The organism is Staphylococcus sp. HMSC06C11 (assembly GCF_001808345.1).
Taxonomy (GTDB): Bacteria; Bacillota; Bacilli; order Staphylococcales; family Staphylococcaceae; genus Staphylococcus; species Staphylococcus capitis.
In genome coordinates this window covers 122345-146788 of sequence record NZ_KV793047.1, presented here as the reverse complement: position 1 = coordinate 146788, position 24444 = coordinate 122345, and the positions used below count along the sequence as shown (strand labels likewise).

Annotated in this window: 30 protein-coding genes and 1 riboswitch; of the genes, 4 read left to right on the top strand and 26 right to left on the bottom strand. The window is 33.0% G+C overall.

The window, feature by feature from the left end:
• Positions 1–5: 5 nt before the first annotated feature.
• The 4 genes from HMPREF3154_RS09145 to HMPREF3154_RS09130 form a co-directional block, all read right to left on the bottom strand.
• Positions 6–155, bottom strand: coding sequence for a teichoic acid D-Ala incorporation-associated protein DltX (locus HMPREF3154_RS09145; protein WP_002433492.1), 150 nt, complete (start codon positions 153–155; stop codon positions 6–8).
• Between the two features lie 413 nt (positions 156–568).
• Positions 569–1537, bottom strand: coding sequence for a 2-hydroxyacid dehydrogenase (locus HMPREF3154_RS09140; protein WP_023350620.1), 969 nt, complete (start codon positions 1535–1537; stop codon positions 569–571).
• A 73-nt stretch (positions 1538–1610) separates the two neighbouring features.
• The gene (locus tag HMPREF3154_RS09135; protein WP_002433242.1) at positions 1611–2390 is read right to left on the bottom strand and encodes a TIGR01457 family HAD-type hydrolase; all 780 of its coding nucleotides are present in this window, start codon (positions 2388–2390) and stop codon (positions 1611–1613) included.
• Positions 2390–2824: a DUF86 domain-containing protein gene (locus HMPREF3154_RS09130; RefSeq protein ID WP_023350621.1), complete on the bottom strand. Its 435-nt coding sequence runs from the start codon at positions 2822–2824 to the stop codon at positions 2390–2392. Before HMPREF3154_RS09130 ends, HMPREF3154_RS09135 begins: the two co-directional genes overlap by 1 nt.
• Positions 2825–2942: 118 nt before the next feature.
• Here HMPREF3154_RS09130 and HMPREF3154_RS09125 point away from each other — a divergent pair, with 118 nt between their 5' ends.
• Positions 2943–3209 (top strand): DUF3055 domain-containing protein, encoded by a 267-nt coding sequence (locus HMPREF3154_RS09125; protein WP_002433513.1) that lies wholly within the window; start codon positions 2943–2945, stop codon positions 3207–3209.
• A 120-nt stretch (positions 3210–3329) separates the two neighbouring features.
• Here HMPREF3154_RS09125 and HMPREF3154_RS09120 read toward each other — a convergent pair whose 3' ends face one another.
• From HMPREF3154_RS09120 to sufC, 12 genes are all read right to left on the bottom strand, one after another.
• Positions 3330–3719, bottom strand: coding sequence for a YutD family protein (locus HMPREF3154_RS09120; RefSeq protein WP_023350622.1), 390 nt, complete (start codon positions 3717–3719; stop codon positions 3330–3332).
• A 77-nt stretch (positions 3720–3796) separates the two neighbouring features.
• On the bottom strand, positions 3797–4714 hold the full coding sequence (gene lipA / locus HMPREF3154_RS09115) for a lipoyl synthase (protein ID WP_002433269.1): 918 nt from the start codon (positions 4712–4714) through the stop codon (positions 3797–3799).
• An 83-nt stretch (positions 4715–4797) separates the two neighbouring features.
• Complete coding sequence (locus tag HMPREF3154_RS09110) at positions 4798–6117, bottom strand: bifunctional metallophosphatase/5'-nucleotidase (protein WP_023350623.1); 1320 nt, start codon at positions 6115–6117, stop codon at positions 4798–4800.
• A 93-nt stretch (positions 6118–6210) separates the two neighbouring features.
• A complete protein-coding gene (locus HMPREF3154_RS09105; protein WP_002433256.1) occupies positions 6211–7038 on the bottom strand; it encodes a sulfite exporter TauE/SafE family protein in 828 nt (275 codons plus the stop codon).
• Positions 7039–7050: 12 nt separating this feature from the next.
• Entirely contained in the window at positions 7051–7899 is an 849-nt protein-coding gene (locus HMPREF3154_RS09100; protein WP_002433507.1) for a DUF72 domain-containing protein, read from the bottom strand.
• Between the two features lie 167 nt (positions 7900–8066).
• Positions 8067–9134: an NAD(P)H-dependent flavin oxidoreductase gene (locus HMPREF3154_RS09095; RefSeq protein ID WP_037560671.1), complete on the bottom strand. Its 1068-nt coding sequence runs from the start codon at positions 9132–9134 to the stop codon at positions 8067–8069.
• 24 nt (positions 9135–9158) lie between these two features.
• Positions 9159–10184, bottom strand: a complete 1026-nt coding sequence (locus HMPREF3154_RS09090; protein ID WP_002433202.1) for a hemolysin family protein — start codon at positions 10182–10184, stop codon at positions 9159–9161.
• A gap of 187 nt (positions 10185–10371) precedes the next feature.
• Entirely contained in the window at positions 10372–11769 is a 1398-nt protein-coding gene (gene sufB, locus HMPREF3154_RS09085) for a Fe-S cluster assembly protein SufB (RefSeq protein ID WP_002433495.1), read from the bottom strand.
• Between the two features lie 215 nt (positions 11770–11984).
• A complete protein-coding gene (gene sufU / locus HMPREF3154_RS09080) occupies positions 11985–12449 on the bottom strand; it encodes a Fe-S cluster assembly sulfur transfer protein SufU (protein WP_023350625.1) in 465 nt (154 codons plus the stop codon).
• Entirely contained in the window at positions 12439–13689 is a 1251-nt protein-coding gene (locus tag HMPREF3154_RS09075) for a cysteine desulfurase (protein ID WP_171817103.1), read from the bottom strand. The genes sufU and HMPREF3154_RS09075 overlap by 11 nt, the downstream gene beginning before the upstream one ends.
• A gap of 66 nt (positions 13690–13755) precedes the next feature.
• Positions 13756–15063 carry a Fe-S cluster assembly protein SufD gene (sufD, locus tag HMPREF3154_RS09070; RefSeq protein ID WP_023350627.1) on the bottom strand — a complete coding sequence of 436 codons (1308 nt, stop codon included), beginning with the start codon at positions 15061–15063 and terminating at the stop codon, positions 13756–13758.
• Positions 15064–15162: 99 nt separating this feature from the next.
• On the bottom strand, positions 15163–15924 hold the full coding sequence (sufC, locus tag HMPREF3154_RS09065) for a Fe-S cluster assembly ATPase SufC (protein ID WP_002433436.1): 762 nt from the start codon (positions 15922–15924) through the stop codon (positions 15163–15165).
• A gap of 323 nt (positions 15925–16247) precedes the next feature.
• Between sufC and HMPREF3154_RS09060 the strand changes: the two genes are divergently transcribed.
• Positions 16248–17105, top strand: a complete 858-nt coding sequence (locus tag HMPREF3154_RS09060; RefSeq protein WP_023350628.1) for a polyprenyl-phosphate transporter PopT — start codon at positions 16248–16250, stop codon at positions 17103–17105.
• 78 nt (positions 17106–17183) lie between these two features.
• On the opposite strand, the gene HMPREF3154_RS09055 is transcribed toward HMPREF3154_RS09060, so the two are convergent.
• Complete coding sequence (locus HMPREF3154_RS09055) at positions 17184–17372, bottom strand: CsbD family protein (RefSeq protein ID WP_070474686.1); 189 nt, start codon at positions 17370–17372, stop codon at positions 17184–17186.
• Positions 17373–17535: 163 nt separating this feature from the next.
• Between HMPREF3154_RS09055 and HMPREF3154_RS11570 the strand changes: the two genes are divergently transcribed.
• Positions 17536–17691, top strand: coding sequence for a hypothetical protein (locus HMPREF3154_RS11570; RefSeq protein ID WP_002433227.1), 156 nt, complete (start codon positions 17536–17538; stop codon positions 17689–17691).
• 57 nt (positions 17692–17748) lie between these two features.
• Here the strand turns inward: HMPREF3154_RS11570 and HMPREF3154_RS09050 are convergent, their stop codons facing one another.
• The 7 genes from HMPREF3154_RS09050 to HMPREF3154_RS09020 form a co-directional block, all read right to left on the bottom strand.
• Entirely contained in the window at positions 17749–18561 is an 813-nt protein-coding gene (locus HMPREF3154_RS09050) for a MetQ/NlpA family ABC transporter substrate-binding protein (RefSeq protein ID WP_002452800.1), read from the bottom strand.
• A 20-nt stretch (positions 18562–18581) separates the two neighbouring features.
• Positions 18582–19277 carry a methionine ABC transporter permease gene (locus HMPREF3154_RS09045; protein WP_002433122.1) on the bottom strand — a complete coding sequence of 232 codons (696 nt, stop codon included), beginning with the start codon at positions 19275–19277 and terminating at the stop codon, positions 18582–18584.
• Positions 19270–20295 (bottom strand): methionine ABC transporter ATP-binding protein, encoded by a 1026-nt coding sequence (locus HMPREF3154_RS09040; RefSeq protein ID WP_023350629.1) that lies wholly within the window; start codon positions 20293–20295, stop codon positions 19270–19272. Before HMPREF3154_RS09040 ends, HMPREF3154_RS09045 begins: the two co-directional genes overlap by 8 nt.
• Before the next feature lie 89 nt (positions 20296–20384).
• Positions 20385–20487: riboswitch (SAM riboswitch) on the bottom strand.
• Positions 20488–20544: 57 nt separating this feature from the next.
• A complete protein-coding gene (locus tag HMPREF3154_RS09035) occupies positions 20545–20841 on the bottom strand; it encodes a thioredoxin family protein (protein WP_002433313.1) in 297 nt (98 codons plus the stop codon).
• Positions 20834–21220 carry a toprim domain-containing protein gene (locus HMPREF3154_RS09030; RefSeq protein ID WP_002452796.1) on the bottom strand — a complete coding sequence of 129 codons (387 nt, stop codon included), beginning with the start codon at positions 21218–21220 and terminating at the stop codon, positions 20834–20836. The genes HMPREF3154_RS09035 and HMPREF3154_RS09030 overlap by 8 nt, the downstream gene beginning before the upstream one ends.
• Before the next feature lie 293 nt (positions 21221–21513).
• Entirely contained in the window at positions 21514–21894 is a 381-nt protein-coding gene (gene gcvH, locus HMPREF3154_RS09025; RefSeq protein WP_002433083.1) for a glycine cleavage system protein GcvH, read from the bottom strand.
• A gap of 171 nt (positions 21895–22065) precedes the next feature.
• Positions 22066–22419, bottom strand: coding sequence for an arsenate reductase family protein (locus HMPREF3154_RS09020; RefSeq protein ID WP_002433128.1), 354 nt, complete (start codon positions 22417–22419; stop codon positions 22066–22068).
• 142 nt (positions 22420–22561) lie between these two features.
• Between HMPREF3154_RS09020 and HMPREF3154_RS09015 the strand changes: the two genes are divergently transcribed.
• Positions 22562–22885, top strand: coding sequence for a thioredoxin family protein (locus HMPREF3154_RS09015; protein WP_002433224.1), 324 nt, complete (start codon positions 22562–22564; stop codon positions 22883–22885).
• A 75-nt stretch (positions 22886–22960) separates the two neighbouring features.
• Here the strand turns inward: HMPREF3154_RS09015 and HMPREF3154_RS09010 are convergent, their stop codons facing one another.
• Both HMPREF3154_RS09010 and aroD read right to left on the bottom strand, forming a co-directional pair.
• Positions 22961–23503, bottom strand: coding sequence for a nitroreductase family protein (locus tag HMPREF3154_RS09010; protein WP_002433309.1), 543 nt, complete (start codon positions 23501–23503; stop codon positions 22961–22963).
• Between the two features lie 81 nt (positions 23504–23584).
• Positions 23585–24304 carry a type I 3-dehydroquinate dehydratase gene (gene aroD, locus HMPREF3154_RS09005; RefSeq protein WP_023350630.1) on the bottom strand — a complete coding sequence of 240 codons (720 nt, stop codon included), beginning with the start codon at positions 24302–24304 and terminating at the stop codon, positions 23585–23587.
• Between the last annotated feature and the right edge of the window lie 140 nt (positions 24305–24444).

Here is a 24444-nt window from a genome sequence, read left to right as displayed (position 1 = left end):
CCTCATTAAAATTCATTATAAATGAAGTTATTATGTGTATCGCCACTACCATATATTAAGTATAAAGCTATAAATATAGCTAAATATAATAATGTAAGTAAGTAAGGCTTCATTTTTTCATAATACTTATTAGGTTCTTTACTTTTAGTTTTCATATAGCACCTCTTAAACTTAGATTGTTTGATATGTATATAAACAATCATCTTACATATAAAAATATATTCGTCAAAATTTAAAGCTTTCTCGAATCGTTAACATAAAAATACAATGCTACTTCTATATTTTTGTTTTACAATTCATTATAGTCACAATTGAATTATAATTCAATTCTATTTTTTATAATTATTGCATGTTTCACTTTGATATCAAGACTTTGTAAAACATTTTTTCGTCACGCATTGGGAAAGACTTAAGTTCCTCTTTTTATTAGAACATCATTATTTTAAGACTAAAACATCTAATAAACAATTACATACCGACTAACAAAATTGTTAGATTAAATCACTAAAAACTCACGCAACCTCAAAAGGATAATTATCCCTAGATTGCGTGAGTTTAAAAAACCTTTTTAGTTATTAACTTTTACCGGAGTGATAGGTAGTTGATGATTTAAAACAGCTAAAATATTATTAACACAAAGTTGTACCATTCGATCTCTTGTGAGACGTGATGCGCTTCCAATATGAGGTACAATCACCGCGTTATCAAGTTTCAATAGAGGATGATTCACATCAATAGGTTCTTGACGCAATACATCAAGTCCACAACCTAAAATAGTATGATTTCGTAGCGCTTCAACCAATGCAGTTTCATCAACAATGGCACCTCGTCCGATATTAATGAAAATGGCATCATTCTTCATCAAATTGAATGCTTTTGAATCAAATTGATTCTCAGTTTGTGGTGTTAACGGTGCTGTACAAATGACAAAGTCACTTTCTTTTAATAAAGTTTCAAACGAAACGTACGTCGCATCTAACTCTTTTTCAGCTTCTGGATTCTGAGTACGGTTGTGATATAAAATACGAGTATTAAAACCTTTTAAACGACGTGCAAACGCTCTACCAATACCGCCCATACCATATATACCTACTGTCGAACCGTGAACATCTTTTCCGGAAAGTAAATAAGGCCCCCAGCTTTGCCATTGACCCTCTTGCACATATCTTTCCGCTTCAATAATGCGTCTAGCAACTGTTAACATAAGTGTAAAACCTAATTCAGCAGTCGTTTCAGTTAATACATCAGGTGTGTTAGTTACAGTAATGTCATGATCATTCGCTCTGACGACATCTATGTTGTCATAACCTACAGCCATATTTGCAATAATTTTAAGGTCAGACGCTTCTGTCAATACTTCTTCGTCTACGCTTTCACTTAAAGTAATAAAACAGGCAGTAGCGTCTTTAACTTCACTTAAAAATGTTTCTCTAGGCATTGGTGTTAATTCTTTATCCCACATGACGACATCGCCGATTTGTTCTAATTGTTCAATAAATTTTTGAGGAATCTTTCGAGTAATTAGTATTTTGTTCATCCACTCACCCCAGTTTATTTATACATCTATTATTTAATGCTTACCTTAGAAAATTATTACACAGTACTATGGGTTACTTTTCAAGTTCAGTGATAGCAACATTTAAATCTGCGAAAGAATGTGTGGGTGGTACTTCTTTAGTTTGAATTTCTTCGTAAGTAGTTACGCCTGTTTGAACGTGAATCGTATCAATGCCTACATTAATACCTGACATAATATCTGTATCATACAAGTCTCCTACCATGGCTACATCCTCTTTATTTAAACCTAGTATTTCTAGAGCTTTATCCATAATTATCGTTTCAGGTTTACCAATAAATTGTGGTTGTACCCCAGTAGAAACACTAACAACACTTGTAATAGCGCCATTTCCAGGTAAGAACCCTCTTTCCTTAGGAATGGAGACGTCAGGATTAGTAGAGAGGAATTTAGCACCATTCCTAACTCCTAATGTGGCTACTGCAAGTTTCTCATATGTAACTTCTTCATCTAAACCAATCACCACATAATCTACATGTTCATTAGCTTTTACAGTTAATCCTGCTTCAGTTAAAGCTGTTTTCAAGCCATTACCACCAAGCATGTAAACTGATGCATTTGGGTGTTCTTCTGAAATAAAGTCAGCAGTAGCAAGTGCTGAAGTCACAATTTCCTCAGGTTTCGCATCAATTTTCATTTCACGAAGTTTGTCAACAACTTGGTCCGGCGTCTTCGTTGAGTTGTTTGTAACATATAAATGTGGTATTTCATTGCGATTCAAATAATCTATAAATTGTGCCGCTCCATCGATTTCATCTGTACCTTTGTACATCGTACCATCTAAATCGATTAAATAGGCTTTATAATTCTTCACTATTGGTTCTCCCCTTTTCCAAATGCAGTAATTGGAACGTTCTCACTTTCAAGAAATTGTGCAACCTCTTTGATAAATTTCTTATAATATGGCAATGATTTATCAAATAAAGGCATGATTTCTTTTACATTTAATTCTGTATAATTGTGTGCAAATTGTTTTCTGACATCTACAGTGTCATTAATATGGGTTTGAGTTTCCTTAGAAATTACATTTTCTAATTCTAGAATATCAATCACGTCTTTATAGTTACCTGGATCTCTTAAAATAAACCCATCTATAATCATATTTCCAATATCTACTGATGATTCGATTAACATTTGAGCAATACGTTCATACGCATAATGATTTTCTTTATTTTTATCATAATCCTCTGTCAAACCTTGTAAATAGGTCAATTTCTGCGTCAATTTTTCTTTATCTACGAAATACATTCGTTCGTCACCTCTTCATACATCTATCATGCATATCATATCATAATTTTGCAGTCGTCTTCATTTGTCGTTATACTTAGACGTAACACTTTTTGGAAAATAAAGGAGCGCATAACGCATGATTGATATGTACTTATATGATGACGAAGAACAAAGCCAAGTTCAGTTCGTAGGGTTTGTTGGAGAACACAGTCGTTATGATTTAATGCTCGTTCAAACTGACAGACACTATGGGAAAACACTCGTATTAAATATGCAAACAAATAAATTCGGAATTATAGGAACAGATGATATTGAAGAAGAAGGCTATATTGCACATATACTTGGTGTCACAGAAGAAGAAGGCGATGAAATTATTGAATACTTGAACGAAGTGATTCATTAAATATATCTGTTAACAAGAACGTAATCATACCACTACAACAATGAGCAAAAATGATATATATCTACTTATACATCATAAAGGCCCATTAAATCGAGATATAGTGCTCGACTTAATGGGCCTTTATCTATCTTCAGTATCATGTGTCTTCTCAGTATCTTGAATGGTAGGTTGTATTTTAACATCATGAAGTTTATCTATAAGATCCGCTTCATCCTCTACTTCGTCTACTAGTTCATTTTCGGGTATATGTCGTACTACAAAATATGGGCAACCAAAATTACAGTATTCTAGTATGTAATCTTGAATACTTGAAAACCGTTTACTTATCTCAGCTTTCTTATTGCTATCTTTATAAAAACCTTTTAAACGTAATTGATCATAACCAAAATCACCAACTACATAATCATACTTATTTAAAATATCTGAGTATCTCGCTGCAAATGTTTCCTCATTGAAACAATCTCTATATTCTTCAATTAATTCAAAGTATTGTTCTTCTACTTTAATCATCGTTTCACCTAATCTAATTAATATAAAAACTTAGGTTGATGACGAACCAACCTAAGTTTCAGAATATATATTACATCTTATTTACTTAATTGTTCTTCACCTTGGCGTTGTCTTTCTTTAGCTGCTTCGTTAACTTGTTCATCTGCGTGATATGAACTACGTACAAGTGGACCTGCTTGGCAATGTTTGAAGCCTTTATCCATAGCAACTTTTCTCATTTTACCAAATTCTAATGGTGTATAATATTTCTCAACTTTAAGATGTTTACGAGAAGGTTGTAAGTATTGTCCTATTGTAAGGATGTCTACATCATTTGCACGTAAATCATCCATTGTTTCATAAATTTCTTCCATTGTTTCCCCTAAGCCGACCATAAGACTAGATTTCGTTGGAATATCAGGTTGTAGTTCTTTAGAACGACGTAGAAATTCTAACGTACGATCGTACGTAGCACGAGCACGTACTCTAGGCGTTAAGCGACGAACTGTTTCAATATTATGATTTAAAATGTCTGGTCTTGAAGCCATTAAAGTTTCAAGTGCTTCATAATCTCCACCCATATCCGATGGTAAAATCTCAATCGTTGTAAATGGGTTTCTTTCTCTAACTTTACGCACTGTTTCAGCATAGACATTTGAGCCTTGATCTCTTAAATCGTCACGAGCAACTGCAGTAATAACCACATGTTTTAAGTTCATTAACTCTACTGATTCAGCGACACGTTCTGGTTCATTTAAATCTAACTCGTTCGGCAAACCAGTTTTAACCGCACAGAATCGACAAGCTCTTGTGCAAACAGCCCCTAGAATCATAAACGTAGCTGTACGTCTAGCTCCCCAACATTCGTGTATGTTTGGACACTTTGCTTCTTCACAAACTGTGTGTAAATTTTTCTCACGCATCATCTTTTTGAGACCAGTATAGTTTTCGTTCGTGTTAAGCTTAATCTTCAACCAATCTGGTTTACGCAAAATTTCTTCATTTTTAGTCGCCATAACAACGCATACCCTCCTGTTTAATATCTCTTCGTTTATTATAACGAAATTAACAATAAATTAAAATCTAATATACGTTAAATTTAAAATCTAAGCAACTTTTCCTTGAAAATGTCTCTTAAAAATTCTGGCATGATATAATCTGTTGGCAAGCCTTTTAAAATTGGGAAATATCTACCAAATGTATACATATCGACAGTACCTAACGTGTATTGATGATCTGTTTGAATTTCTTCACCATTTATGAAGTATCTATTTTCAGATTCTATGAATCCTAGATTATAAAGAATATAACCACCGAAAATGTCACCTCTAAAACCTAAGCCTTGAGCATGTTCATGCATGTATTCCTGTTTTTGGCTCTTTTGAATGACTTTAATTAATTCGTCACCGGTTAAACGAACCCTCACTAAGTTAATCGGATGCGGTAACATACGATGAATATCATATTCCGTGACTTTATCAGCCTCTATACTATTCACAATTAACCCAGCATTCACTAATGCACAATCTGCATGCGTAAATTCATAAACACTCTCTACTAATAAGTAAGAAGTTTCGGTAATGACATCCGTTTTTTTCAGTAATTTAACATGATGGTCAATGACAGGCTCACTTAATAAAGCTTTACCTTCTTCTTCAAAGTGCGTTTCAACTTGTGGTAACGCATCAAGAGGATGTAATTTCGCTTTTTTATCAGAGACTTTACCATGTTCGATGGTTAGGTTGACTTCTCCTAAGAAATGACCATATTTCCCAGCTGCGGCCATAAGTACGCCATTGTTAAATTCACCATTTTCAAAGTAATGGTGTGTATGACTCCCGAAAATGACATCAATTTCAGGAATTTCTTGGCATAATTTCTCATCAAAGAAAACACCCACATGGCTCATAACAATTAAAATATCAAATTGACCCTTATGAGCTTCAATTTCATCTTTAATTGCCGCTAATGGATCAGTCACAACCCAATCCAGTGCTCTGTAAAAAGGAGTGAATGGTGCTGTTGCAGCCACAAATAATATACGACTACCTTCAATTTCTTTAACATATGAAGACGTTATATGATTAGGTAAATATCCTTTCTCATCAAACACATTTGCACATATGACTTTAAAATTCGCGTCAGTGTATAAATTTTGTAGTGCTTCATGAGAAATCGTCATACCTTCGTTATTACCAATCGTCGCAATATCACAATGTGCTTGATTAAGTAATTCAATATTCTTTTTACCAATCGTTGCTTCTGTGACAGGGGCTGATAAATCGACATGATCACCAATATCTAAATAAAGGGAGGGATGTTGAAGTTGTGGTCGATGGCTAGCCATATAAGATTGAATACGGGCATATTCGTTTAAGTGACTGTGAATATCGTTTGTATGATAAATTGTTAATTCCATGACACGTCCCCCTCTCAAATTAATCAATCAATTATACTTATTAGTTACTTTAGCATTTAACATCTCTATCTAAAAGTAGAAGTGCTTAGAGTATTACAAGAGAGATTTAATTATTAAATATGCGCCTAATAATAACATGACTGTTCTTAGTAGCATGACTACAGTATCTGATTTAAGTGAACGATTCACTTTAACTCCAATTTGCGCTCCAATAATACTAGAAATAATCAATGCCACTGAATAACCCCAAGCAACATGACCTTGTACAATGTGTCCAATAGAACTCATTACACTTGAAAAGAAAATCATCATCATACTTGTTCCTACAGCAACATGTGGTGGAAATCTAAATACAATGAGCATTAATGGAGTCATTAGAGCTCCTCCACCTATACCAAATAAACCGGTAAGTATACCTATAAATAAAGTTGCGACAAATGCAAAGAATGGTGGCACACTGTAATGATAGGTTTTACCCTCTGCATCAACATATGTACGTTCATATTGTGGTTTATCAAATATTTTGAAAGGTTTAATTTTATGACGCACCATAAGCAATATTGCTACACAAATCATAAAAATACCAAAGTATAAATTAAATGAATCTAAAGTTAAAAATTGACTTAAAAATGAACCTATGAGTGATCCTGGTAATAAGCCAAAAAGAAAAATAGAACCGTTTTTTATATCAACTTGTTTCGTTTTTAAATATCCTAATGAAGATGATAATCCTGTAACGATAAGGATAACTGAAGATGTACCAATAGCAATCTGTGGTGTGATGCCATGAAGTATATGATGATTTACTCCTAAATATACAAGCGTCGGCACAATAATTATGCCGCCTCCTATACCTACAATTGACCCTAAGATTGCTGAGAGTCCACCTATTAAAACAAGTAAAATAATAGTTAATAACATGATATTCGCCTCTTAAAATAATTTTAATTGTTGTGGAGCTAAACCTTCATAATCAATGCCTAGTATACCTTGATATGTTTTAGCATTTTGAGCTGCATGTCCACCAGAATTATTATTAAAAATTACATAAACTTTTTTAGCTTTTTGATTTAAGATTTTAACCTTTTGTGCTAAATCTTCAAGTTCTTCTTCATTATAATCATACAAATATCTAACATCTCGCCATTCTTGATCTGTCATATCTTTTTTCGTCCATCCATGACGATTACGGCCATGATAACGTACAAAAGCTACTTGGTTTGTAATTCTGTTAACGAGAGGAATACTACCTTCTTTTACTTGAGGTTCATCAACAACAGAATGTATAATTTGATGATCTGTTAAAAATGATAAAGTTTGCTCTTTAAAACGATCATCGAACCAAGATTGGTGTCGGAACTCCACGCACATAGGAACTTCCTCTAATTGCTTTCTTACATATAAAATGTAGTTAATATTTTGAGCGTTGCAATCAAACCATGGTGGAAATTGAACTAGGACCATCGCAAGTTTATTATGCTCTTTAAGAGGCTCAAGCATCTCTTTAAATTGTTCAAATAATTCACTACGTGTTTCCGCATATTCTTTATAATCTGCATGAAGGGTTAATGCTTGATGTATTTTTACAATAAATTGAAAACGTTTAGGCGTTTCATTTATCCATTTCATTATGTTTCGTTCTGGTTGAATTGCATAATATGAGGCATCTAATTCCACTATAGGAAAATGACTAGCGTAAGTCTTTAACTTGTCACTTTTGCGGTCTAAATCCTCATATAATGTATCATGGTCTCCCCAACCAGTAAGACCTATTTCTATCATTTTTATCACCATCAACATGATACCACACTATAATAGAGTGGTTCACTCGAACAAGCTAAAATTTACATATTCTTTATTATTATAAAAATCGATGATTTTCATATAAAAAAGAGAAGGATACTCCGTTATTATCAACGGATGCCCTCCCTCTCTTAATTGAACTATATCTATATAAGTTGTAATTTCTTATTCACTTGCGATATGACTCTATCCATTATCATTGCAGCATGCATTTTCTCAGCAAGACGTGGAGATTGTCCACTCCACATATGTGTAAGTTCTCTATTACCATCTTGAGCTGCAGCTTTTCTGATACTATTAGTCAGTTGATTTTGAATTGGATAATCAGGAATTTCGCCATCAAACTGATTCATTTCATCAATAAACTCATTATGAATCCCTCGTGCATACTTACCACTAAATACTTTAGTAACTACAGTGTCTGTTTCATTGCTTCCTAGAATAGCATTTTTTAATAAATCACTCGCAGCACTTTCATCAGAAATTAGGAATGCTGTACCCATTTGCACACCTTGTGCGCCAAGCATCATGCTCGCAAGCAAACCTCTACCGTCCATAATTCCGCCTGCAGCAACAACCGGTACCGTCACATTATCTACCACTTGAGGTACAAGCGACATTGTTCCTATCATAGGTTCATCATCGCCATGATTGAGAAATGAACCCCTGTGTCCACCTGCTTCACTGCCTTGTGCGACAATGATATCCATTCCTGAACGCTCATTTTCAATTGCTTCATCAACACTTGTAGCTGTACCGACTAAAGTGACATTTGCTTCTTTAAGTTTTTGAATTGTTTCTTCATCAGGAATACCGAATGTGAAACAACATACAGGCACACGATACTTAATAATTAAATCAATCGCTTGTTTAAACTGTATATCCTCTGTGACGTTGACAACAGGTTCCTCTAAATTAAATGCACGTCTATATGGTTTCAACCAAGCATTCATATGATTAATTTGGTCTGGTAGATAACGATTTTTACTAGGAACAAAGAGATTCACGCCAAAAGGTTTATCAGTCAATCGTTGCACCTCTAAAATTTCATTTTCCAACTTTTCAGCATTAAAATAACCTGCACCAATTGTGCCTAAACCACCACGTTCACTTATAGTAGAGACTAGGTGAGGCGTCGTACTACCAGCCATTCCTGCTTGAATGATAGGATATTGTATGCCCAATACTTTCGTCATTCCATTTTCATTCCACATCATGTTTCACCCTTCTTAATAAAGTTATCGGCCTTTCATACTTTGAGGAAGTCTTTGATTTTTTAATTTTTCTTCTTCTTCTTGATCCATTTCATCCTCAATTTCCATGCCCAGTAATTCTTCAATTAAGTCTTCATGTGACACGATCGCATCGGTACCACCATATTCATCCAACACAATCGCTAAATGCTTACGCGTCACAGTCATTTTACGAAGCACCCATTCCGCTCGATTGTGCTCGTTTACAAATAGTGGACTCGATGCATAATTCGTAATTTTATCGTCTTTATGCTTACTCCATGCTAATAAATATTTTGAATGAAATACACCGATAATATCATCAATATCTTCATCATACACCGGATACCTTGTATAAGGTTCATTCATAACTGTTTCATATGCTTCATCATAAGTGACTTCTTTTGAAAATGCCACTACCTTCACGCGTGGTGTTGTATCTACATCAGTTATCTTTAATTTTTCAAAGTCCATCACATTTTGTAAACGTGCATTTTCAACTTCATTAAATGCACCTTCTCGTCCTGCAATATTTAATAATGTACGTATTTCTTCTTTTGAAAAACGCTTTTCCACAGGTTTTCCTCGAGAAAACAAATGATTAATACCGTCTGTCATTTTATTCAATACGAATGTGATAGGCTTTAAAATAATTACTAAAATATTGATAATTGGATAAACCAAACGTGAAATTTGATCTGGAAATGTCGCAGCAATTGATTTCGGAATAACCTCTGAAATTAAAATAATTAATATGATTATAATTACAGAAGCAACGACAATATTGACTCCCTTTCGAATAGCTAAAATAGCTACTAGAATAGGTAAAATAATATTTGCTACGTTATTAACTATAAGAATAGTCGTAATAAATTCATTGGGTTTATCTAATAATTTTGAAAGTCCTTTAGCTTTTCTGTCACCATTCTTCGCAGCAGTTTGAAACTTAGTACGATTAGCAGCAGTTAATGCCGTTTCACTTCCAGAGAAGAAAAACGAAACTAAAAATAAAATGATAATCGAGACAATCATGATGTATTCTCCTTATAAAGTAATCATTGTGAACTTTTATACACTATTTCCCAAGAAATAAACATTCGAAACGATAAACCACTATGACAATAAATGAATCAAATAAATAACCTGCCAACAACTCTGATATAAGGTTGATGACAGGTTTAATATTCTAAATTATTAAATTCGTAACTTTAGTGTATAATTAGCCGATTGAACCTTCCATTTCGAATTTGATTAATCGGTTCATTTCTACTGCATATTCCATTGGTAATTCTTTAGTGAATGGTTCAATGAAGCCCATAACAATCATTTCAGTGGCTTCTTCTTCAGAAATACCACGACTCATAAGATAGAATAATTGTTCTTCTGACACTTTAGACACTTTAGCTTCGTGTTCTAATGAAATATTGTCATTAAATACTTCATTATATGGAATTGTATCAGACGTAGATTCATTATCTAAGATTAACGTATCACATTCAATATTTGAACGTGCACCTTTAGCTTTGCGTCCGAAGTGAACGATACCACGATAAATAACTTTACCACCATTTTTAGAGATGGATTTAGAAACGATAGTTGAAGATGTATTAGGAGCTTTATGAATCATTTTAGCACCGGCATCTTGAACTTGACCTTTACCAGCGAAAGCAATTGATAATGTACTACCTTTAGCACCTTCACCTAGTAATACACAGTTAGGGTATTTCATTGTTAACTTAGAACCTAAGTTACCGTCTACCCATTCCATGTTACCATTTTCATGAACAAAAGTACGTTTAGTAACTAAGTTATAGACATTGTTTGCCCAGTTTTGAATAGTTGTGTAACGAACATGCGCATCTTTATGCACTATAATCTCAACAACAGCCGAATGTAATGAGCTTGTTGAATAAACTGGTGCAGTACAACCTTCAACATAGTTTACTGATGCACCTTCATCCGCAATTATTAAAGTACGCTCAAATTGACCCATATTTTCAGAGTTAATACGGAAGTATGCTTGTAAAGGTGTGTCTAATTTAACGTTTTTCGGTACATAGATAAATGATCCACCTGACCATACTGCTGAATTTAATGCCGCGAATTTATTATCTGCAGCAGGTACAACAGATGCAAAGTATTCTCTGAATAAATCTTCATTTTCGCGTAATGCACTATCAGTATCTTTGAAGATAATTCCTTTTTCTTCTAATTCTTTCTCCATGTTATGATAAACAACTTCTGATTCATATTGTGCAGATACACCAGCTAAATATTTTTGTTCAGCTTCAGGAATACCTAATTTATCAAACGTACGTTTAATTTCTTCAGGGACTTCATCCCAAGAACGTTCTGTATGCTCTGATGGTTTAACATAATAAGTAATATCATCAAAGTCTAATTCTGATAAGTCTCCGCCCCATTGTGGCATAGGCATTTTATAGAATAATTTCAATGCTTTAAGACGGAAATCTAACATCCATTGCGGTTCTTCTTTCATCTTAGAAATTTCAGTAACGATATTTTCTGTTAAACCTCGCTCTGATCTGAAAATGGACACATCCTCATCGTGGAAACCATATTTATAATCTCCAACATCAGGTGCTTTTTTAGCCATTTTAATCACTCCTTGAATTGATAATTAATAAACAACGTGCGCATGAGATTTTTAATTTATATAGTTAAAAGTGTAATACTTAAAAATGACTATTCTTTAAAGTTGTAATATATATTATAACAACATACTGTAGTCATCTAAAGACTACATAGTTGCTATAATTTAAGTTTACCCGATTCATTTTAAAACACACTGAAGAAGATATTAATAATTAATTATTCTTCTTCAGTTGTACCTTCTGCTTTACCTTCTTTTTCAACTGTACCTTTCTCTAAAGCTTTCCAAGCAAGAGTTGCACATTTGATACGTGCTGGGAATTGAGATACACCTTGTAATGCTTCAATGTCACCCATCTCTTCCGTAATTTCATAGTCTTCACCGAGCATCATCTTAGTGAATTCTTGGCTCATTTGCATAGCTTCAGCAAGAGAATGACCTTTTACCGCTTCTGTCATCATTGATGCACTTGACATAGAAATTGAGCAACCTTCTCCTTCGAACTTTGCATCATTAATTATACCGTCATGAATATCGAATGTTAGACGAATACGGTCACCACAAGTAGGGTTATTCATATCCACTGTCATTGAGCCGTTATCTAAAACACCTTTATTTCTAGGGTTCTTATAATGATCCATAATTACAGATCGATATAGTTGATCTAAATTATTAAAATTCATAAGAGAAAAACTCCTTCGTTTGTTTCAATGCTTGAACTAACTGATCAATATCCTCTTTAGTGTTGTAAACATAGAAACTTGCTCGTGCAGTTGAGGATACATTAAGCCATTTCATTAGTGGTTGTGCACAGTGATGTCCAGCTCGAACAGCCACACCTTCAGTATCAACTGCTGTCGCAACATCATGAGGGTGAATATCTGAAAGATTGAAAGTAATCACACCTGCTCGACGATCTTTAGGTGGTCCATATATTTCTAAACCTTCAATTGCAGACATTTGATCGTATGCATACTCAGTCAGCTCTTTCTCATGCTTGTGTATAGCATCAAAGCCAAGGTCTTCAATGTAACGAATCGCTTCACCTAAACCAATTGCTTGTGCAATAAGAGGTGTTCCAGCTTCAAATTTCGTTGGTAAATCGGCCCAAGTAGCATCGTATTTACTAACAAAATCAATCATATCTCCACCGAATTCTACAGGTTCCATATCTTTAAGTAATTGACGTTTACCATATAAAACACCAATACCTGTAGGTCCTAACATCTTATGTCCACTAAAACTATAAAAATCAGCATCAATATCTTGCATATCCAAGGCCATATGTGGTGCAGCTTGAGCGCCATCAACACTAATAATAGCACCATGTTCGTGTGCGATGTCTGCAATCGTTTTAACATCATTAATTGTACCTAAGACGTTTGATACATGTGCAATAGCTACAATCTTAGTTTTTTCATTTATTGTTTCTTTAATGTCATCTACTCTAAGTTCGCCTTCATCAGTCATTGGGATAAATTTTAGTGATGCATTTTTACGCTTAGCTAATTGCTGCCATGGAACAATATTCGCGTGATGTTCCATCTCAGTCACAACTATTTCATCGCCTTCTTCGACGTTAGCGTCACCATAACTACGTGCAACAATATTGATTGATGCAGTTGTCCCTCTAGTGAAAATAATTTCTTCAAAATATTTAGCATTAATAAATCGACGAACAGTTTCACGAGCACTTTCATAGCCATCTGTTGCTAGTGATCCTAAAGTGTGAACACCACGGTGGACGTTAGAGTTATAACGTCTATAATAATCATCTAATACATTTAACACTTGAACAGGCGTTTGACTTGTAGCAGTTGAATCAAGATACGCTAAGCGCTTTCCGTTAACTTGTTGTTCAAGAATCGGGAAATCTTTAATGACATTGTTCACATTAAAAGTTTTTTCGGCCACTATATTCACGACCTTTCTATAATTAAAAATCTCGTTTTATTGGGTTAATAATTTTTGAAAATTTAAATTAAAGATTTATTTAGAAACTTTACGTTCAATAACTTCTCTTAATTGACGTTTAACGTCTTCAATTGGTAATTCACGAACTACTGGGTCTAAGAAACCATGTATAACTAAACGTTCAGCTTCAGTTCTTGAAATACCGCGACTCATTAAGTAATAAAGTTGCTCAGGGTCAACTCGACCTACTGACGCAGCGTGACCTGCTTCAACATCGTCTTCATCAATTAATAAGATAGGGTTAGCGTCACCACGTGCATTTTCAGATAGCATTAGTACACGAGATTCTTGATTAGCGATAGATTTAGTACCGCCGTGTTTAATATAACCAATACCATTAAACACTGAAGATGCATTTTCTGTCATTACGCCATGTTTTAAGATATAACCGTCAGTTTCTTTACCATACTGAACAATTTTAGATGTTAAATTAATTTTTTGGTCACCTGTTCCAACTACAACTGATTTCAATTCACTTGTTGAACGATCACCAATTAAGTTAGTAGTATTATCAATAATTTGACTACCTTCATTCATTAAGCCTAATGCCCAATTAATAGAGGCATCTGCTTCAGTTGTACCACGACGAATAATGTGACCGGTAAAACCTTTATCTAAGTAATCTACAGAGCCATAAGTGACATTAGAATTAGCTCCTGCAATCACTTCTGAAACAATATTAATTTGATTATCTTCACCATTTGCATTAGATAAATAATTCTCTACATAAGTTACTTCTGCACTTTCTTCAGTAACAAGAATAACGTGGTTATAGAAACTTGCATTATCGTCGTCATGAAGTACAACGTATTGAATTGGATGTTCAACTACAACATTCTTAGGTACATATACAAATATACCACCATTCATTAATGCAGTGTGTAGCGCTGTTAAACGATGTTCATCAATATCTACAGCTTTAGTCATGAAGTATTTTTGAACTAATTCACTGTGATTCACCAATGCTTCTGATAAACCTTCAATAATGACACCATCTTTTTTAGCTTGGTCTGACACTTGACTATAAGCTAAATCGTTATTGTGTTGAATCACTAAATTTTCAGAGTTTTCAACATCAATAATTTGTTTTACTGATTCTGGTAATTCGCTAAGGTTTTCATATGCACTGCCTTTTGTTTCATGTTGTTTAAATGTATCAAAATTCCATTTTCGTAATTTTGTTTTATCAGGTTTTGGCATTTCTAAAGTTTCTGTTAATTTCAACGCTTTTTTACGTAATTCTGTCATCCAAGAAGGTTCATTGTGCGCTTTTGAATAATCAACAAGTTGTTCTTCAGAAATGTTCAAAGTTTCAGTTGTCATAACTTTCTTTGCCTCCTACTTGATGAAATATAATTTGCTTAGTATGTTCATTTTCATCTTTAAAAGTGAACATCTCATTGTAAAAAGTCCTATTGACGACTATTCAGCTGCACCAAATTCTTCTTTAACCCATTCATAACCTTCTTCTTCAAGGCGTTTAGCTAGCTCTGGGCCACCAGATTTCACTACTTTACCACCATACATAACATGCACTTTATCAGGTGTGATGTAGTTTAATAAACGTTGATAGTGCGTAATCATTAATGCACCAAAGTCTTCACCACGCATTTGATTAATTCCTTTAGATACAACTTTTAAAGCATCGATATCTAAACCAGAATCAATTTCATCTAGAATAGCGAATTTCGGTTCTAACATCATTAATTGTAGAATTTCGTTACGTTTTTTCTCCCCACCAGAGAAACCTTCGTTTAAGTAACGTTGAGCCATATCTTGATCAATATCTAAGAAATCCATCTCTTTATCCAATTTCTTGATAAATTGCATTAAATTAATTTCTTGTCCTTCTTCACGTTTAGCATTAATAGCAGAACGCATGAAATCAGCATTTGTAACACCAGTGATTTCTGAAGGATATTGCATTGCTAGGAATAAACCTGCTTTAGCTCTTTCATCAACTTCTAATTCTAAAATATTAACGCCGTCTAATAATACTTCCCCTTGTGTCACTTCATAACTAGGGTGTCCCATGATTGCAGATGATAATGTTGATTTACCAGTGCCGTTAGGGCCCATAATTGCGTGTATTTCTCCTGTATTAACAGTTAAGTTTACACCTTTTAAAATTTCTTTATCCTCAATAGACACATGTAGGTCTTTGATTTCTAATGTTGATGACATTTATATTCCCTCCGTAAAATATAAAGTTTTCTTAACTAGTTTATAATAATTTTAATCTGTAGTCAAAAAGACTTAGTGAATTTCAATTCTCTTTATTATAACGCACTTAAGCACTAATATAAACTTTTTAAACCTTTTATTTAGATTAATTCTTTAAATAAAATTATTTTTATTTAACTCGTAAAATTTCATTAAATGATAAAGATAAGCTCAATTTCTCAATAGCCAATTTTTAGACAAAATAAAGGGTTTGTTTCCCTAAAATTTGAATTTTGTGATATTATGCAGTTTAACCTTTAAATCTTAAATGAAAGGAGCCATTCATGAACAACTTCAAATGGACGAATATTCTTAAAGGTTTTGGCATGGGTACAAGTGATTTAATTCCTGGTGTAAGTGGTGGAACAATAGCTTTACTGCTAGGTATCTATGATGATTTTATTAGTTCTGTAAGCGGACTGTTCTCGAAACGTTTTTGGCCGAGTTTTAAATTTTTACTTCCTATTTTATTAGGAATGGGTTTAGCCATCGCTTTATTAAGCAACTTATTCAACTATTTATTAAGCTATCACGAAATTCCAACTATGTTCTTTTTCACAGGATTGATTATTGGAATCATTCCATACTTACTAAAAACTTCTAACTTTAAACAAACCTTTAAAACCAAGCACTATCTAATGATTTTAATTGGAATTATTATTTTGGTCATCATTACACTTCTTAATAATGGTGATAAACATTCTGGCGAAACATTAACTCTATCTTTTGGTCTTATTATTAAATATTTTATAGCTGGTATGTTCGCCTCAAGTGCAATGTTATTACCCGGAATCTCTGGATCTTTTATGTTATTAGTATTTGGTGCCTATGGGACGGTAATGTTTTCAATCTCTGAGCTAGTGAACTTAAATTTCACAGCATTACCTATTTTAATCATCGTTGGATTAGGTATTTTGACAGGATTTATGCTGTCTAGCCGTATGATTCAGTACTTCCTGCACCATCACACAACGATGACGTTCGCATTGATTATAGGATTTGTAATTGGTTCAATTTATGCCGTTTTCCCAGGCTTCCCTGAAAATGGCCTAGTTTGGATAATCTCATTTTTAACAATAATTATAGGCTTTATTGTTAGTTTTACCTTAGGACTAATTACAGCAAAATCAGATAATCAATAAATTTTAATATTTTTAACACAATAAAACCCTCACGTACGATTCTGTACCTGAGGGCTTTCTAAAAGTAAAGAGACAAATTTATTTGTCGCCTTTAAGTTTATCAATTACATCGTTAGCTTTTTCTTTAGCGTTATCAACAACTTCTTTAGCTTTACCTGAAGTTTTGTCTTCTTTGCCTTCTTGTTCTAAATTTTTATTATCTGTAGCGTTACCTACTGTTTCTTTAATATTACCTTTAGCTTGTTCAAATTTATTATCTTCAGCCATTGTAATTTCCTCCTTATGACTTTATCTTTATAATTTATACCCTCTAAAATCTAGAATAAACATCAATATAATGATAATCGCTTAATTTTTTATTTTAAAAGATTGCTTTATACAGTGATTTTCATATACTAAAATTACCAAAAACTTTTTAAGGAGTGTAGTTATGAAATTCGTCAATATTACATCTATGACTGAAGGTGGACTTAATAAGAAAGTTAATCGTTTTTTAGAACAAAATCCAAATATAGAAGTCTTAAAATTTGATTATCAAATGGGATACGGTGGTCTCGGTGTAGGTATTCTTTATAGAGTAGTATAAAATTTAAATAAAAAGATCACTCTCTTAACATATGCGTTAAGAAAGTGATCTTTTGTTTTACTTAGCTGGTACGACTGCACCATCATATTTTTTATCGATATAATCTCTGATTTCTTTAGATTGAAGAACTTCCATTAAAGCTTTAATTTTCTTATCATCTTTATGTCCTTTTTTAACTGCAATTAAGTTAGCATAAGGATTATCTTTGGCTTTCTCTAAGGCAATTGAGTCTTTTTTAGGACTTAATTTTTGGTCAATTGCGTAGTTAGAATTGATGATGACTGCATCAGCTTTTTGATTTTGGTAAATTTTTGGTAAGTATTCGGCTGATTGTTTGTTATTAAATTTGATATCTTTTTTATTCTCTTCGATATCACTAAATTTAGCGTCTTCAATCTTAACGCCTTTTTTAAGTTTAATTAAGCCTTCATCCACAAAGAATTTTAAGAAACGTCCTTGTTCAGCAGGATTATTTGAAACGTAGACCGTTGCACCTTTAGGTAAATCTTTCAAACTTTTATATTTTTTAGAGTAAACTGCCATAGGTTCTAATTCTACATCTCCAGCAGATTCAATTTTGTATCCTTTTTCTTTACTTTCAGTTTTCAAGTATGGTGTATGTTGGAAGAAGTTTGCGTCGATTTCACCTTTATCTAATAATTTATTAGGTGTAGTGTAATCGTTAATTGTTTTAATCTTTAAGTCATAACCTTTTTTCTCAAGTAATGGTTTAGCTTTTTCTAAAATTTCAGCGTGAGGGGCTGGTGAAGCACCTACTGTGATTGTTTTCTCTTTGTCACCACCGCCACCACAAGCAGCTAAAGCAACTGTTAATGCCAAAACTAAAATAATACCTAAAATTTTTTTCATTGAACGTTTTCCCCTTTTCTTTAGCGTTTATCAATTTTATTTGTAAGCCAATCCCCAAGGAATTGAATTATAAATACAATAATTAAAATGAATACAGTAGAAACTAATATGACATCATTTTGATTCCTAGTAAATCCTGTTAAGTATGCTAAGTTACCTAAACCACCTGCCCCGATTACACCTGCTATGGCAGTTGAACCAACTAAAGCAATAGCGGTTACAGTAATACCTGAGACTAAAGCTGGCATCGCTTCAGGAAGTAGTACTTTGCGTACAACAGTCCATGTGTTAGCTCCCATTGACCAAGCCGCTTCAATTACACCTTTATCAATTTCTTTAAATGCAATTTCTACTAAACGAGCATAGAATGGAGCTGCACCAATTATAAGTGCAGGTAATGCTCCTGTCGGTCCACTAATAGTACCTAAGATGACACTCGTAAATGGTATGAGTAATAAAATTAAAATAATGAACGGAATGGCTCTAAATAAGTTCACTATAAATGAGACAATTGTATAGAAAATTCGAGCTGCTGGTGAATGACTCTTCGCAGATAGGAAAAGTAACACACCTAAAATCAAACCAAATATAAAGGCGAAAATAGTAGAAACAATTGTCATATACAGCGTTTCTAAAATAGCTTGCCATACATCTGGCCATTGAACATTAGGCATTGTAAACATTTCATGAAAAATTTCGCCATAAGACTTACCCATGTCTCAACACCTCCACATTCACATGTTGCTCATGAAGATCATTTTTAAAATGTTCAAAGCTATCATTATTAATGTGTGGAATATGAATCACTAAGAATCCTATAGAACCATTTCTAGTATTCTTGATGTCAGCTTCCAGAATATTAACGTCAATATTATGTGTTTTCGTGATATACGAAACAATAGGTTCAGTTGCATTATCACCAGTAAAGTTCAATCTCACTATGTAAGAATCACTCGCTAATGGTTCTAATTCATCTAAAGAATCTTCAAAATCATCATTTAAATCGTCTTTAACAAAGCGTTTTGTAACCGCGTGTTGAGGACTCTCAAACACTTCACTTACTTTACCTTGCTCTATTACTTTACCGCTTTCCATTACAGCAACTTCATCACATATACGTCTAATTACGTGCATTTCATGAGTAATTAAAACGATAGTAAGATTTTGCTGTTCTCTTACTTTAAGTAATAGGTCCAAAATTTCGTCAGTTGTTTGAGGGTCTAAAGCACTTGTAGCTTCATCACAAAGTAAAACATCAGGATCATTTGCTAATGCTCTAGCAATACCTACTCTTTGTTTTTGTCCCCCAGATAACTCTGATGGATAAGCACTTTCTCGTCCTTTCAAACCTACCAATTCTACTAATTCGAGTGCTTTTTGCTTCGCTTTACCACTTGGGACTCCTGCGATTTCAAGTGGAAATGTGATATTTTTTAAAACGGTTCTTGACCATAATAAGTTGAAATGTTGGAAAATCATACTTACTTTTTGTCGTTTTTTTCGTAGCTCTGATTTAGATAATTTACTAATATTGTCCCCGTCAATTATTACATCTCCTGAAGTTGGAGATTCCAAGTTGTTGAACATTCTAATTAGTGTACTTTTACCAGCACCAGAGAAACCAATAACGCCAAAAATTGAGCCTGATTCAATATTTAAATCAACGTGATCAACTGCAAGAACATCTTTGTTCTTAGTATGATATCGTTTAACTATTTGATTTAACTCAATCACGTTAATAGCCTCCTTAAATTGCATATATAAATTAAAAAATGCTTTCTCAACTTATAGAGAGTTGAGAAAGCATTCTAAAAATCTTCTTTCTCTCATCTTCTAAAGTTGAACTTTATGTGAATTGGCACCATTTCTATATCAGACGGTTGCCGGGCTTCATAGGGCACATCCCTCCACCTCTCTCGATAAGAGTTGTCGCATCATTTAATTTGTATTAATCCTACCATCGTACTAGAGTTTCGTCAATAATTATTTTAAATTTTCTAACAAATAAGGAACTGATTGAAATGCATAGATTCTATTTTCTTCTTTGTCCTTATTCATTACCAATAGAACAGGAACTGACATTATTTCTTTTTCTTTACTAAAATCCGGATGAAAATTTAAATCTACCTTCTTAATAGGCAGCTGTAATATATCATTAGCAATATCTAACATTCTTTCTGAGACTTTACATGTCCCACACATAGGTGTATATCCAAAAATAAGATGTTTATCTTCATTATAGTTTTCTGTTATATCTTCGAGATCGATTGTACTACTCATTAACTAAAACTAACCTTTCAGTGTTTAAATTAGGCATTAGATTCTTCTCTTTTCGCACTGCGAATCCGTATCTATTTAAAACATTAGCTAAATAGTTTTTAGGACATTTAGCTACTTCACAATATGTTTTATCAACATATATATGTTCACTTTCGCTTAAATATCGCTTAAACCATTTTCTAATTTTTTCTCCTTCATCATCAGAATCTGCAAGAACATAAACTTGTTTGCCATAAAGTGATTCTATCATATCATCGATTTTATCTATACTCATGGTCCCATGGGTACAAATAATACTTACTGGTTCTGCAATAACTTGTTGCACTCGTTTCTTATCCGACTTACCTTCAACAATGATAACTTTATTCACAATAGTCATGTCAATCCACCTTCTAAGAGTCGATAGTTAACTGTCACTTACATCATTCACAGAATCCTCAAAAACTAAACATTTTTAGAAACACTTAGCATTTTTAATGCTTAGTGTTTCTTATGCATGAGCTTTAGCTCAGGCGTTCCTTTTCTTCACTTATCACTTTAGTGGTTAGTGTTTCTTATGCATGAGCGTCAGTTCAGACGTTCCTCTTTTCCACTTAGCATTTTTAATGCTAAGTGTTTCTAAGGTAATCTAAAAAAACTCCTTGATTATATTAATCGAGGAGTTTAAACATACTATTCACCAATCATCTCAGAATATTGCTCTGCTGATAATAATTGATCTAATTGACTTTGATCACTAATCTCTACTTTTACCATCCATGCTTTTTCATATGGTGATTCGTTAACAAATTCAGGACTATCTTCTAATTCGTCGTTAACTTCGACGATTTTACCTGAGATAGGCGCATATAATTCTGATACAGTTTTAACTGATTCAACACTACCAAAAGTATCGCCTTCATTTAAATCTTCATCTGTTTCAGGTAATTCAACAAATACGATATCACCTAATTCATTTTGAGCATATTCTGTGATACCAATAGTAGCTACATTATCTTCTACTTTAACCCATTCATGTTCTTTAGAATATTTAAATTCGCTCGGTACTGCCACGAGAATCCCCTCCTAATTATTAATTACATTTTAATGATGCCACACTGATATTGTTCAATCAACTAATATCTAAAAGATTTAATATGATAAAATCCGTGTTTATTTATGTAAAATATCATATTCGCATCATTTCAGTTTTTAATGTTCACTTTTAAAATAAATATTTAAATACTATAACCAAGTATCTTTATACTGATCTTCTTTAAATCCTAAAGTGATTTTTTCTCCAGAGATAGCTAATGGACGTTTTACCAACATTCCATCAGATGCTAATAAATCTAATTTTTCATCATCTGACATGTCTTTAAGTTTATCTTTCAAATTAAGTTCACGATATTTAGCGCCATGAGTGTTAAATAATTTATTTACTTCAACACCTGTTTTTTCAATGATATCTTCAAATTCTTTCTTAGTAGGTGTGTGTTGTACGATATCAATAGGTTCATAGCTCACACCATATTCATTTAAAAATTTAGCGGCTTTCTTACAAGTCGTACAATTTGAATATTGATAAAATTTAATCATTCGTTTGTTACCTCCTTCTCTTTATTAAGACAAATATATCATTTTCTTTAGGAAAACGCTCTACTTTTTAAGCTAATATTTTTATAAAAAAGATATCATTGGTTATAATAAATTTACTAATAGTGAAAAGGAGCATATAACTATGCAAGGTATTCATAAAACAGAAGACTTTAATTCTACAATCAATAGTAAAGAACCAGTTATTATCAAATTCGAAGCAGATTGGTGTCCAGATTGTAAAGCAATGGATATGTGGATTGACCCTATTACAGAAAAATATAATAACTATCATTGGTATGTAGTAGATCGTGATGAGTTAGAAGATGTTACTACTGAAAATGATGTTATGGGTATACCAAGCATCTTAATTTTCCAAAATGGCGAAAAATTAGCGCATTTACATTCGGCTAATGCGAAATCACCAGAACAAGTCGAATCTTTCCTAGATGAAAACTTAAATCAATAAAAATAAAATTAGAGCTTTCTCTACAAATTTAAAGTAGAGAAAGCTCTTTTTTAGGTACTTTGAAAATTAAAATAATTACTCAAACTTAGTGATTAAATTTTTATTTTTACGTTTAGCTTTAGTTGGCTCAACTTCTAAATCCGTTAGATACATGAAACCAGCTAAAATTTCATCATCTTGAATATCTAAAGCTCTACGTACTTTAGGTTCAAAAATATAGTGAGGTGTTTTCCAACATGTGCCAATTCCCGCTTCGTAAAGTAACAACATTAAATTTTGAGCAAATGCTCCAAATGCAAAGTAATTTTCTCTGTTTTGTCTTTGTCTAGGATCATTTTTCAAAATGAGTAATAATAAACCACCTAAATTTGTTACAGCATTATAATGATCTTCTCTTTTTTCGGGATGATCTGGAAATGCAAATCGAGTAATGTCATGACTAAAATCACCTAATTTGTCTTTTGAAACATGAACGACTCTCCAAGGTTCACGCATTCCATGATTTGGAGCGTCGGTAGCTTTTTCGATAGCATCATATAATGCCTTATCGTCAATCACCATATCATGTTTAAATTTCTTAATACTTCTTCTATTAGATATAGCTTCTTGTAATTCCACTTTAATTCGCTCCTTCTACGTTCGTTGATAACAATTATCAATTATAAGTCACAAAACCGTTAAATTCAACTTATTCGTTTATCATTGATAAAATTCAAGCTGTTGTTTCAGAGCTTTAACATGAATTTGACCAGGAGCTTGTGGCTCACCTAAGCAACCGTATGAAATTGATCCCCCAAACACCCCTTGTGCAACACGACTTACTAATCCTAGATGAGACATAGATATTCCGATAACTTTATAAGGTGTATTATCAGAAGTCACACTCATTGCCTCTAATAAATGTAGTACATCTTCTTTATTGTTTGGCATTACTGCAAGTTTTAAATATTGTGGTGCTAATTTTTGCATTTTGTAATATATAAATTTAATCTCTTCTAATGATGGTGTTTCTTCAAAATTATGATGCGATAACACTACGTTTAAATTCTTTTCTTGAGCATCAGTGATTAATTGAGCATATTGGTCTGTATTAATAGCTCCACTCCATTCAATATCAAGTAATTCAAATTGGGCATATTCAATCAATAGCTTAAGAATATCTATATAAGTTGTTTCTTCAACATTTCCTTTACCACCTTGATTAGAGGTACGATAAGTCACTAAAATCTTAAAATCTAAATTCAATCCTCTTAATTGTTGAATCACAGTATCAACATTTTTAATAACGAAGTTCTCCCACTGATCTATTCGTAGTTCTACGATATCTATATAGTCTTTATATTTTATTAATTCATCTAAGCACAATTGCGTTATTGTTTCTTCTGGCGAAATGGTTACTGCAACATCTACTTGCGTCATGATATCCCTCTATTCATAAGAATAATATTAAGATTATTTTATATTAATTTATTCACAACTTACAAATGATGATTGGGAGATTGATTTTTATTTAAAGAATTTAATCATGATTTAAAAAATCTAGCACTGGGTATGGTAAA